General features: G+C 45.8%; 8 protein-coding genes and 1 pseudogene. 2 read left to right on the top strand and 7 right to left on the bottom strand.

Annotated features, from left to right (window positions below; genetic code table 11):
• Positions 1 to 93: 93 nt before the first annotated feature.
• Both GO755_RS19780 and GO755_RS41475 read right to left on the bottom strand, forming a co-directional pair.
• Positions 94 to 987, bottom strand: a complete 894-nt coding sequence (locus tag GO755_RS19780) for a hypothetical protein (RefSeq protein WP_157587028.1) — start codon at positions 985 to 987, stop codon at positions 94 to 96.
• Positions 988 to 1,637: 650 nt separating this feature from the next.
• A pseudogene (locus GO755_RS41475) lies at positions 1,638 to 1,936 on the bottom strand (YpsA SLOG family protein).
• A 195-nt stretch (positions 1,937 to 2,131) separates the two neighbouring features.
• On the opposite strand from GO755_RS41475, the gene GO755_RS19765 reads away from it, so the two are divergent.
• On the top strand, positions 2,132 to 4,177 hold the full coding sequence (locus GO755_RS19765) for a serine-rich family protein (RefSeq protein ID WP_157587025.1): 2,046 nt from the start codon (positions 2,132 to 2,134) through the stop codon (positions 4,175 to 4,177).
• Positions 4,178 to 4,364: 187 nt separating this feature from the next.
• On the opposite strand, the gene GO755_RS19760 is transcribed toward GO755_RS19765, so the two are convergent.
• The 5 genes from GO755_RS19760 to GO755_RS19740 all read right to left on the bottom strand — a co-directional run bounded on the left by GO755_RS19760 (position 4,365) and on the right by GO755_RS19740 (position 10,920).
• Positions 4,365 to 5,441 carry a T9SS type A sorting domain-containing protein gene (locus GO755_RS19760; RefSeq protein ID WP_157587024.1) on the bottom strand — a complete coding sequence of 359 codons (1,077 nt, stop codon included), beginning with the start codon at positions 5,439 to 5,441 and terminating at the stop codon, positions 4,365 to 4,367.
• 1,089 nt (positions 5,442 to 6,530) lie between these two features.
• Entirely contained in the window at positions 6,531 to 7,325 is a 795-nt protein-coding gene (locus GO755_RS19755; protein ID WP_157587023.1) for a PorT family protein, read from the bottom strand.
• Positions 7,326 to 7,427: 102 nt separating this feature from the next.
• Positions 7,428 to 7,943 carry a hypothetical protein gene (locus tag GO755_RS19750; protein WP_157587022.1) on the bottom strand — a complete coding sequence of 172 codons (516 nt, stop codon included), beginning with the start codon at positions 7,941 to 7,943 and terminating at the stop codon, positions 7,428 to 7,430.
• A 434-nt stretch (positions 7,944 to 8,377) separates the two neighbouring features.
• Positions 8,378 to 9,904 carry a hypothetical protein gene (locus tag GO755_RS19745; protein WP_157587021.1) on the bottom strand — a complete coding sequence of 509 codons (1,527 nt, stop codon included), beginning with the start codon at positions 9,902 to 9,904 and terminating at the stop codon, positions 8,378 to 8,380.
• 182 nt (positions 9,905 to 10,086) lie between these two features.
• Positions 10,087 to 10,920: an alpha/beta fold hydrolase gene (locus tag GO755_RS19740; RefSeq protein ID WP_227687026.1), complete on the bottom strand. Its 834-nt coding sequence runs from the start codon at positions 10,918 to 10,920 to the stop codon at positions 10,087 to 10,089.
• A gap of 560 nt (positions 10,921 to 11,480) precedes the next feature.
• Between GO755_RS19740 and GO755_RS19735 the strand changes: the two genes are divergently transcribed.
• Positions 11,481 to 12,089: a DUF1579 family protein gene (locus tag GO755_RS19735; RefSeq protein ID WP_198174871.1), complete on the top strand. Its 609-nt coding sequence runs from the start codon at positions 11,481 to 11,483 to the stop codon at positions 12,087 to 12,089.
• The last annotated feature ends 21 nt before the right edge of the window (positions 12,090 to 12,110 follow it).

Below are 12,110 nucleotides of genomic sequence, written 5' to 3'. Positions count from 1 at the left end.
TGGTATTTTTAAAGCATAGCAATCCTAATAATATGTTACTTGCTTTACCCAGTTATATAAAGCTTATTGCTATTTACTCAAGAGAGCTTCTATTTATAAACCGCTAATAACACGGGCATAGACATTATTGGCCGCATCGCCATCGTAGGTTTTGCTGGCATCCTCGGCCACATTGGTCGTCACATTCGACACACTTCCGGAATTGGCCGTGGTACGGCTGATCGTAAAACCCAGCACCGAAGTATCCCCTGCTCCCACCGATTGACCCGTATTCATTCGTAGCGTTATCTGCTGATTCCCTTGGTTTTGAATAATGCTCCACTGGGTGTTGTTGACTACTGTCGTTGCTCCACCTGATACATTTATAGTAGCTAGGCTGTTGTTAAAGCTCAAGCTGTAGCCAACTGGGGCTGTCAGGGTCACTATAGCATTGCCTTGAGAGGTAGGTACTCCTGCAACTTCAAAGATGTTTATCACGAAGTTGCGAGAACTACTAATCGGAAAATTGGCATCAGGCAGCAAGATGGTAGGACTCAGGTCAGGATATTGGCTGGCTGCGGTGATAAGTTGTAGATTCTGATTGGTGAAGGTAGTTGAGATGGTTTTTGTCGTCGTATTGAGGGTGCTTGCTGGACTATTAAAGAAAGGGCCACTCGATGTGGCAGCATAGGCTAGTTTCAGCCGGGCCTCCGTATTGCTATTTAGTTCAGTGGTGAGATAAGTAAAGCGCACCGTTCCTGAAAAGGAAACCACAACGCTGAACTGATAGACCCGACTGATACTGGACTGGGGCGTCGTAGAAACGGGCGTAGTGCTTTTTTGCAGGGTATTGTTAGCCAGAGTCAGCTCAACTGAGGGAGTGAGCACCAGTCCATCGACTGACAAGGGTGTATTGGCTTTTATTGTTATACCCTGACTGCTTACCGATAGTTGAGCTGAGGCCTGAAGGGCTGTGATCAATGTAGCCAAAAGGAAATAGTAACGCATAAGCCTGGTATTAGGAGGAAATTAACAAATAAAATAATCTTAAGCCGATTGATTAAGTTAGCAATGGGTAGTGAATTTTACCAACTTGATATCACTTCTCTACTGTAAGCGAATAATCGAAAAGATTACCAGCAGCTATACCTGGACTAACCTTTGAATTTTGGTGCATGTATATTGAGTAACCGTAAGCATCTACCCTTTGTTTTACTGCCTGATATGGCCAACCCAGTCAAAGATGACGACATTAAGTTGAAAACTTGGATTTGAGATGATTGTGCCAATACTCACTTGGGCCAAAGTAGGCAGACTCAAAACGATGGACATAAAACTCAACCGCCAGGAACAAAAAAGGCCCCAACTGGAGCCTTTCATTGTAATTTACTACTTGCCGACTAGCCGTTAAGCGTACTTCAATTTCTCTTTGAAATTTACTAAGCAGTATAATGTATTGATAATCAAAGTATTATTTTTGATTGTCTGTATGGAGGTACAAATAAGGCCTAAAATGCACACTTTATGTATGGATATTGCTTTCAACCTTATAGCATAAGGCTTGTTTTACTCACAAAGCACTCTTCAAAAACAAGATGCTGAGTGCGTGAGAAAGCAAGTTACCTATTGGTCATTTTTTATAATCCTTACGTTCACTCTCAGCTATCTATCAACCATTGACGCAAATCCTCAGCAGTCGGATTGACAATGTAGGGCTTACCTTGCCGGACGCAGATGTTTAGCGTTAGCTCGGTACCTCCTGTTGTGACATTACCAAACATAACTGTACCATCAGCTTGAATCACACTGGCTTTTGTACGGGGTGGGTATTTCGAGAGGTGTGCTCAGCCAGGCCGAAATCACGCAGGACCGCATCCGGCCCGTTTTCGGTTAAATAACCTTTAGGCGATATACCTCCTATATGAATCCCTAATACCTTGGCTACTTCTAGACCCATTTGGTCGAGGCCAGTCTGGCCTCCAGAGACAACTTTATTGACTTGATGTGATTTCATTTTTTGGTTGAGCTGGCACAGTAATTGTCTAGCTGATTTTGCTATTAGATCGCTATTAGCCTCGCCTTTGTCGTAGCGTATAATCCATTGTTCTACTAGTTACAACAGACAATCCTTTAATCAACTTAATGCAGTTCCATGAAAATTAAAAATAGGCTTCTTCTACTTCCTTTGTTATTGAGCACTCCCTTACTTGCACAGAATAACTACGTCGCTACTTCACCACTAACTAGTTCGCCAGGTCAGTTTAATGTACTAATAGGGGCAAGCGCCGGTAATGCCAGTCTGACGGGGGAGGGTAACGTGTTGACGGGTTTTTATGCAGGAAATGCGTTAACCACGGGTATTGATAATGCCTTCTATGGTGCTAACGCAGGCCGATCTACTACCACAGGAGCCAGTAATTCGTTTTTTGGAACAGGGGCTGGCTATTCCAATTCAACGGGCGTGAACAATACGTTTGTTGGGGGCTACGCCGGGTTTTCGAACACCACCGGCAATGACAATGTCTTTCTAGGACGAATAGCTGGACAAATGAATACGATTGGCTATAACAATTCCTTTCTAGGCGTGAGTGCGGGCTATTCCAACACGACCGGCAATAACAATTCCTTTGTCGGTTACCACGCAGGTCAATTAAACGCGTCGGGTATCCACAATACGTTCCTGGGAGTTTATACTGGATCTAATAACACCACAGGCGGATTTAACACCTTTGTGGGCTCCACGGCGGGCAATACCAATAGTCAAGGCTATAATAATACCTCTCTAGGCTATGCGGCTGGGTATGCCAATACAAATGGCCAAAACAATACTACTTTGGGCGTTCTATCAGGTTATAATAACCAGGGAAGTTATAATGTTTTTGTCGGCTCCAGTGCAGGCTATTCCAACACGACCTCTAGTAGCAACACGTTTGTGGGTGCTAATGCGGGGTATAAAAATACCATGGGTAGTCAGAATACGTTTCTAGGCAACATAGCAGGCTATAATAACTCATCTGGACAAAACAACACTTTTCTAGGTAGCTTTACGGGAACCGGCAACACGACGGGAGAAAGTAATACGTTTCTAGGGTTTATGGCCGGTCAAGCCAACTCGACCGGGAAGAACAATACTTTTTTAGGTACGTTCACTGGCTTTGCCAATACCAGAGGGAACGACAATATATCCATAGGCAATAATGCAGGCTATTCTAATGTAGGTGGTCAAAAAAACCTGATGGTTGGTGACTCGGCAGGCTTTAATAATGCGGTTTCCAATAATCTGTTTGTGGGTTCTAAAGCTGGTTATGCCAACCAGACAGGCCAGCGAAGTACATTTATTGGCTATCAATCGGGCTATAATGCGGTAGCTGATTCCAACACGTTTGTGGGTTATCAAGCAGGCTATCAAAACACATCTGGCCAGGGCAATGCCTTCTTTGGGGTCAATGCAGGCCGTAATATTTCTACGGGTTCCCATAATACAATTATAGGTAATGGAGCCGGGCCTACTTCCATCGACGCCGATGATAACGTGTATATCGGCTACAACACTGGCCAGCAGGATAAGGGCTCTCGCAATACATTTTTAGGTACTCAAGCTGGGGTACTGCTAGCCAATAATAGCACACCACTGACCAATGCTACGGCTATTGGAGCAGGGGCTACTGTAGCCGTGAGTAACGCCGTCGTGCTGGGTAATCAGGCTAATGTGGGTATTGGTACGTCGTCTCCAGCCGTATTACTTCATGTTAGAAGCCAGCAGGAAAATGAATCAGGGGTACGGCTGGAGCAGTTAACGTCCAATAGTCCGGCCACTCGTTCGACTGATCAGTTCCTAACCGTTAACGAACGTGGCGATGTAGTGAAAGCCCGTTATCAACTTCGCATCAACAATACCAATGAGTGGAGTGATAAAGTATTCTCACCTAGTTATCAACTTCGACCTTTGGCCTCTGTAGCAGCTTATATTGGCCAGCATGGTCATTTGCCTGGGGTACCTTCCGCAGAACAAGTAGTAAATGAAGGTGTTGATCTGGTGAAGATGAATGCTACACTGCTGGAGAAGGTGGAGGAACTGACGCTGTATAGTATCCAATTAGAAAAAGCAGACCAGACCAAGCAACGCCAACTTGACAAGCAGGCAGTAAGGCTTGATGAGCTAGAGAAGTTGGTGAAACAATTGCTGGAAAAGAAATAAGTCGCAAACATAAAAGCCCCTTTCTTCACAGGTTGGGGCTTTGTACTTAGGTTGGTTATCAGCTCTTACGGACTAGCACGGTGGGTATTACTTCTTAGATTATAAACCCCTAAAATGGTCACAAAAAGCGCTGACTCTACCAGAGCCAGCGCTGAAGACCTACGATCTGAATATGAAGTATATCGTTTTATTCTATGAGTAATTTTTGAGTTTGACTGCCTTCTTTTACGATCATGTTAAGTATGTATATACCGGAAGGAAGACTACCCAGATTAAGTTCAGTTTTGCCGGATTCGGGATTGCTAATCTGTACAGGTAACCTTTGACCTGTTAGATTCCTGACCGACACTTGACTATCACCTAAAGGTGCATTGATACGCACGCTACCGCCCGATACTACCGGATTGGGATAGATGTGCAGTCTAGAAAACGTACTTGCTTGGGTGAGAGATATGATCTTGGAATCGCTGTAACTCCCGTCCAAATCTACCGAATGTAGTCGGTAGTAAACCACCGAAGGGAGCCTGGTAAGATCTTCATCACGGAAAAGATAACTTTGTTGGGTTGTGCTGTTTCCGATAGCACTTACCCGACCAATCGTCTCAAAACTCCGGGCATTTTGGCTTCGTTGGACCTCAAAATGAGATGTATTACTTTCTAGAGACGTTTGCCATTCCAGCACACTCTGGGCATTTACTTCACGAGCCGTAAAACTGACGAGTCGTACAGGAAGCGGTCCAGTTACATACGTTTCGAAGTAGAGATCAGAAATGTCAAGAACATTAATTGAAGAATTATAAAATTTAATAAATTGATTCCCACGATCATAGCGATCTCGGCTATAAGAAGCCACTTGCGCACTTACATCTGGTGGAGCACTTATCGTAAAAGCATACTTAGTATTTATTGTAATTGAGTACGGTGAGTCAAACACAAAATTAAACTCACTAAAGTTAAGGAAATCAGGTATAGGACCCGACACCGTCGCAGTTGCGGAAGCCAAAACGGTAGTCAATACAGGAAGTCCACTTTGATCAGTTGCATAAAGCCTTAATGTAGTCGTATAAGTACTACCAGTACCACTTCCTAATTTCAGTGTAATCTGAGTGAGCGGGCCACTCACTCCTGCTGTAAAAGTCTGTCCTTCCAATTCAAGTCCTTCTGGCCCAAAAGAACCGGCCCCATTTACGGCTGTCTGTTGCTGGTCGAGTGTCTGCGCCATTGTATTGAAACAGATAGCTAAAAAGAATAGAATTTTTCTCATGATAGATTACTTCAAATATGGTAAGCTGAAATAAATTAGGTATTGAGACCGCAGATATAATACAATACAAAAAATGGTGTTCAATTAACGTTTACGTTCCTACCTTAGGAAAATATATCAGCTAAAAAACTATAAAACGAAGGTGAATTAGGCAAACTACACTTGTTAATTCAATCATTTGCCGGTAAACTAACGGCAAACGATTGAAGCAGTCAACGTGTGAAATACCCTTTAACATAGGGGTGTTTTTCCCGTAATTATTGTGTATTATAACTAGACTTGCAACAAAACTAGAGCTGCTACATTTGACTGGACATTAAGTTAAGTGAGATCTAACTTAGTGAACCATGAAAACAAGGAGACAGTACGACGACGAATTCAAAAAGATGGCCATGGAGTTATCAGTGGCAAAAGGATCGCTAAAAGCAGTTATACTACTCGCAATTGTCATTATCTACTTGAAAATGGACATAAGGACTTGGCTACATCAATACTAAAAGGAGCTGGATGTATTGCCAGTAATATTGCTGCTTACTATCTGGGGCAAAGCAAGGTAGTAAATCAAAGCCAGCGGCAAGTTCAGAGACTTTAGGAGCAGAAGTTGTAAACGACTAGATAATTCCGACCCCAAAGCCCCTTCCACCCGGTTGGGGCTTTTTTATGATCTTTGTGGCATATGTAATCACGGATCGCCCAGAAATACCCCCTTGCTGAACTAATTCTGTCAGAATCCAGTCTACGAGCATTGGATACTGATCAGCCTGATGATATGGTAAGTCAGGAGTTTGCCCACTTTCGGCAAATGCTATGGGACTACGTCGAAGTATCTCCAGATCCGAATACCTAGGTTGTTACCTGGAATACGATCGACATATTCGGGAAAGCGGCCATAATAGAATATCAGGCAACTGGAAATGGTGAAGCATTGGACCGTGTGAAGAACGCCGTAAAATCAGCACTGGACTTGTTGTAAAAAACCGCTGACCTTAGCGAAGCCAGCGGTTTGATTATGGTATCCGAGGCCCCAGCCTACTATGAACGTCAGTTAGGCGTACCGAAGGAGTGGGATGTATAAGAACACGGTAAGGGCTATTTCTTTTTGACTAAGGCTACCAATTTTTTGGTCGGATACGCCACATTCAGGCTCCAGACGCGCGTGAACGTTTTGTCGGCGCTGCCACCCGAAACGGGGTCGATGTTGACTAAGCCCAGTTCGTGGGCAATACTCAGCCGCAGACCTTGTGGCAACTGATAGCCCGCCGTAAACGCCAGGCCGCCATCGAGACGGCTGTACCCGGCATTTTTGTCAAAGGCACCGTAGGATTGGGTGCCGAATCTGGCATTTTCGTATTTGCTGGTTCCAAACAGGCCCAAGCCCAGAAACGGCCCAAGCCCGCCAAAGATGCGGCCTTTGTCGTTGGGCAGGTCGTAGTTGTAAAGGGCGTAGCTGATGGCTTCCAGATAAGTTCGGCGGGAAGTACCGGTGCCAAAGTTATCGGTGTATTTACCGCCTTTACCAATGAGCTGACCACCGTAGAGAAAACTGACGTGGCTCAGAAATGAGGTGAGTTTAGGGTCGGGAGCCATGGGGCCGGGCTGATTGGTATTGGCAGCCAGCAACGTAGCTGGGTTTACCTGGTATTTACTTCCAATACCCGCCGTCCTGGCAAACTGACCCGTCCAGTAAGCATTCACATTCGTTCCAAACAAAATTGGCGTTTCGATACCATCATAAGATGGCCCCCTAAAACCATCTCTTCTGGCATCAGCAGATGCTTGAACAAACTCAGGAGAGCAGCCTGGCAAACTCATGAGCACAAAGAGACAGCCGAACCAGGCTACAACACCGGTCAGCCAACGCGGAGCAGAAGTAACTATCATCATTGGGAGTTTTTGGGTTTAACTGTTCTAAACTTCCGCCCGGCGAAGGGGCGAGAAAATCGTTAGCTCTAACGATCTGAGGGAGCGGTGTCGGTCGGTTACGGCCTATTTCTTCTTCGGCCCCTTCACGGCGACCTCTACCTTGTTGATCGGTAATGGTTCCCCTAATCCGTAGGCCACATCAAGATGATTCAGGAACGAATCGTTGCCGGTGGGTGCTACCGGCTCGGGCACTCCATCGATAGAGGCTATCAGCGTAGCCGGGTCGGGTGGATTGGGGCTTCGGTACGAATGTGGCGAATTCAGAAAGTCGCGCCAGTTATTGATTAGTTGGTTGACCCCAGTCAGCAATAAAATAACCGCATTGTATCGAAGGCTGGTATCCGCTGCGTCCCGATTTGTATAGGGTGTACCAGCAGCGGAGGAGTTTAACAGTTCCTGTTTGGCCAGTTCGACCGAGACGTTAAACAATATTTTCAGAACTCTGTCCCCTTGTGGGTCCGATAGCGGATTTTGGGGTGGTGGCGGCACTTTGGGGCCAATCAGCAGAGGATTCTGCCCCCGTCCCCCAATAGACCACAGCCCAATCAGCAGTAGTAGTATCCTTCTCGCGTTTTTCATACTTGTAGGAGCTTTGTCTGATCAATCAAAATTCCACTCCTACAATCGGCCATACAATAGTTAACGCTAACTAGTTTAGCTAATATCTCGTATCCTCTGTCGATAAAAATGACAAAAATTGGCGCTTCGGATCTGGCTTCACGTTCTTGCTTCTAGTGCCAAAACTGACCGACTTTATCCCTTTTTCCACTCCGTAACACACTTAAAAGGCCGTTTTTTCCTATTGGTATAGTCTCTTTTGTCCGCCCGATGCTTATAAAAGGGAAGTGCTTCCAGCATAAGTAATAAAAAAACCCGGTCAATGAAGGCCAGGCTTTGTTCTAAGGGGCTGATCTATATCTCTCCATTGTGACAGAAAGTAGGAAAAGGGTAACAGGGGAATAAAAGAGTTGTTTCAACCTGCATTGCCTACACTGCCTACACGGATTGTCTCATCATTTGCGGTTTAACACCTGCTGTAGCATTTGTTTCAACTGAGCCTGCTCCTGCTTTATGGCTTTTAATTCCTCGCTTTGCTGCTGAATAGTCTTGTCTTGCTGAATGCTATACAGAGTCAATTCTTCCACTTTCTCCAGCAGTTTCGCATTCATTTTGGCCAGGTCAACACCATCCTTTACTACCTGTTCAGCCGAAGGAATACCCGGTAAATGCTGATTGGCATCAATGTACTTCTTTACCTCAGCCAATGATGGCAAATTATAGCTCGGAGCAAACACCTTATCGCTCCACTCGCTGGCGTTGTTGATGCGGAGCTGATAGCGGGCTTTGATTACGTCGCCTTTTTCATTGACGATCAGGAACTGGTCGCTTGAGGTCTGAGCTGGGCTGGCGGTGGTTAAATGAGTTAATCGTAAGCCGCTGGCATCCGCTTCATCAGCGACAACCTCCAGCTTGTTTTTTGGCGCTGAAGTTCCAATACCCACCTTGGCTTGATTACCTAGCACTACGGCGTTGCTAATTGCAACTCGGGAGTTTGAGCCGATGGCGATGGCGTTGTGCAGGCCATCTTCAGCCTGGCTATTGTAGCCCATCAACACGTTATCATTCCCATCGGTAATAGCGGTTCCTGAAGAAGGACCAATGATGATGTTGTTACTACCCGTGGTGACGTTGTAGCCCGCCTGATAGCCCAGAAAGGTGTTATTAGTGGCGGTGGTGTTATTGTAGCCTGACTTGGAGCCAATGAAGGTGTTGCCAGACACCGTATTATTATAGCCTGCCGAATCCCCCACCGCCACATTGTTATGCCCCAGGCTGTTTTTATAAGCCGTCCGTATCCCCGTGGCCACATTACTGTAGCCTGACGTATTGGCACTGCCCGCCTGATACCCCGCAAACACATTATTGCTGCCGGTTGTCGTTGATTGACCCGCTGAATAACCAAAGAAGTTATTGTTACTACCCGTCGTATTGTAATAGCCCGCATCGGTGCCAAAAAAACTGTTGGAAGTACCGGTCGTATTACTAGTCCCCGCTCCATAGCCCACAAAATTATTCTGGACCCCCGTGGTATTTTTAAGCCCAGCTTCAAAGCCCATAAAGCAGTTGGCGAATCCACTCGTATTGGTGTAGCCCGCGTGATAGCCAACAAAGCAGTTGGCGTCACTGATATTGTTGTAGCCCGCTTGAAAGCCTAAATAACTATTATAGTTACCTCGGGAATTGCTGTAGCCTGCCGAGGTACCCACATAACTATTATAGTTGCCAGTGGCATTGAGGTAGCCCGCTGAAGTGCCCACAAAACTGTTATAGTTACCGCTGGTATTATTGTAGCCCGCCTGATGGCCCACAAAGCTATTACTGATACCACTGGTAATATTACTCCCGGCGCTGGGACCTACTAATGTATTATAGGAGCCTGGCGAAGAAGCATTGGCGGTGTTGGACACATAGTCACTCTGGGCCCGCAGCGTAAAGGGGCCAAACAGACCCAGCCATAAAACAAAGTAGCCCCGTTTCATCGTCACAGATTTATGCTTTTTCGACAACAATTTATGGTTAATAGTCGAAAATTTGGCATTAAAAGTATGTACTGCCGAGTTAATCGACTAGTCGCTCAAATAGGTTGCTGTAAAGCCGTTTCCGTTGACCAACAGCTTTGATCAACAAACCAGCGTTTTACAAGAATTGAACTCAAGCTGCTCTAAGCTGCATTTGCAAAAAAAAGACCCAGTTGTTGGGCGGTTTCCAGAGGAGATTCCTCTGGAAAAAAGTGGCCGCCCCGGATGGGTTGCCCCGCCACATCACGCCCCCAATCTGACCAAATCGCTAATGGGCCTCCAGCCTTTGTATACCAGGAGTTCAAGACGCTATTTTGGCCCCATAAGACCAATAAAGGGCATTGGATACGATGTCCTTTAGTATAATCGGCTTGATCCTGTTCATCGTCTAGAGTGGCTGCTGCTCGGTAGTCTTCGCAGATGGCATGGACACGGGCTGGGTTAGCTAAGGCATCAATATAAGCCTGCCGAATGGAAGCCGGAAAAGCACCAGGATCTGATCCCCAGCCCCCCAGTGCATTATCAACAATGCTAGCTGGAGCGGCTAGCAATAATTGCTCCGGTAAGGGTTCTTCCTGAGCGAGCAGCGACCAGGGCCAATAGCCAATGGCTAATCGTTTATCGGCACGATGCCATACTTCAGAAGTGGGTAGAATATCTAATACGGCGAGCCGCTCAATAGCCTGGGGGAAATCCAGAGCTAATCGGTAGGCTACCCGTCCTCCCCGATCATGACCGGCTACCGAGAACGACTCAAAGCCTAACTGCTTCATTACAGCGATCATATCAGCGGCCATGACTCGCTTAGAGTAGGGTGTATGGGCAGCATCCGAAGGCGGACAACTGCTTTGACCATAGCCCCGCAAGTCGGCACAAATAAGGGTAAATTGCTGGGCGAGTAATGGAGCCACCCGGTACCACATCAAATGGGTTTGAGGAAAGCCATGCAGTAACAAAAGGGATGGGCCCCTCCCCATTTGGCGTAAAAAGATCCTTGCTTGCCCTGTATCAATTTGAATTTGCTGGGCGCTCTTAAAAGAGGTCAATGGTTCCATGGTTCAAGTAGGACTGTTGATATAGCATGTATTCTTTATCGCTAACCACCCTAATGAACTTATGTTATCAATGGCATCACTTACTCGCTATAAAACATAGTTCGGAAAGCTCTTTCGTCTCTGCTGGGAGCAAATTGTGAGACTTTCTGGTCAAAAAAGTTGACTGGTTTTCAACCGAGAAAATAAGATTTCGATTGGTCAGAGCATTGAAGGATAGCAATGCTGACTCCTACAACTCATTGCTGGAGCATCCTTCCTCAGCCTAAAATCAATAGGTGCCCATTGCTGGCCAAACCGCAGTCATCGGACCCAACTTAGGAGAAGGTAATTATAAAGCGTTTTTACAGCCTTGTTGAGTTTAGTGAAAAATGGTTAAGAATTTGGACAAAAGGCACGAATTAGCCCCATTCCCTCAAATCCAGCAATGTCTTTTAGCAACTATACCTACCTTGAGCACTAGCAACCAGAAGCCCAATAAACCGATGAAAAATGCTTTTTTTAAACTCACGTTTACCTTACTTTTCATGGGTTATTTGGCCCAGGGACAAATACCGTCAAAAGCGCCCAGTAACGAGCAGGAAACAATGGCCCAACTGCTTGACTACTCCAGACCAGGCCCACACCATGCCATCCTGGCTAGTATGGTCGGAACGTGGGCTTTTCAGGATAAGAACTTACCATTTGTGAAAGGAACCCTCGTCCGAAAAGCCATCTTTGAAGGTCGTTTTTTTTGGGTAGAGATTACCGGTGGGCAATTGCCCATACCCATTGCGGATGGCAAGACGAAGTTAGCAAACTACCAGGGTGTGGAGATTGAGGGCTATGATAATGTCAGGAAAAGCTATGTGACCACCGCCATCAATAATCACATCGGTAGCGATGCGGCCCAGCAAATCGGACAGTATGATGTCAAAACCAACGTTTTTACTTACGAATGGGAACAGGAGTTAGTACCTGGTTTAAAGCAAAAAAACCGGAAAGTGGTGCATATTATGAATCCGAATCAGTACAGCGAGGAGTACTATGAGGATCAACAGGGTAGCCTAAAAAAGACCCGAGACTTGATGTATACCAAAACCATAGCCAAATAATGGGTTGGGGTCTGTCTTGAC

The sequence above is a fragment of the Spirosoma arboris genome, from assembly GCF_009754945.1.
Classification (GTDB): domain Bacteria; phylum Bacteroidota; class Bacteroidia; order Cytophagales; family Spirosomataceae; genus Spirosoma; species Spirosoma arboris.
The sequence above is the reverse complement of the archived record's forward strand: the minus strand, read 5'-3'. Positions and strand labels throughout refer to the sequence as shown.

Excerpts from the sequence above, each read along its gene's own strand:
- GO755_RS19780 (WP_157587028.1), bottom strand. The coding sequence starts at position 987 with ATGCGTTACTATTTCCTTTTGGCTACATTGATCACAGCCCTTCAGGCC.
- GO755_RS19765 (WP_157587025.1), top strand. The coding sequence starts at position 2,132 with ATGAAAATTAAAAATAGGCTTCTTCTACTTCCTTTGTTATTGAGCACT.
- GO755_RS19760 (WP_157587024.1), bottom strand. The coding sequence starts at position 5,441 with ATGAGAAAAATTCTATTCTTTTTAGCTATCTGTTTCAATACAATGGCG.
- GO755_RS19755 (WP_157587023.1), bottom strand. The coding sequence starts at position 7,325 with ATGATGATAGTTACTTCTGCTCCGCGTTGGCTGACCGGTGTTGTAGCC.
- GO755_RS19750 (WP_157587022.1), bottom strand. The coding sequence starts at position 7,943 with ATGAAAAACGCGAGAAGGATACTACTACTGCTGATTGGGCTGTGGTCT.
- GO755_RS19745 (WP_157587021.1), bottom strand. The coding sequence starts at position 9,904 with ATGAAACGGGGCTACTTTGTTTTATGGCTGGGTCTGTTTGGCCCCTTT.
- GO755_RS19740 (WP_227687026.1), bottom strand. The coding sequence starts at position 10,920 with ATGGGGAGGGGCCCATCCCTTTTGTTACTGCATGGCTTTCCTCAAACC.
- GO755_RS19735 (WP_198174871.1), top strand. The coding sequence starts at position 11,481 with ATGAAAAATGCTTTTTTTAAACTCACGTTTACCTTACTTTTCATGGGT.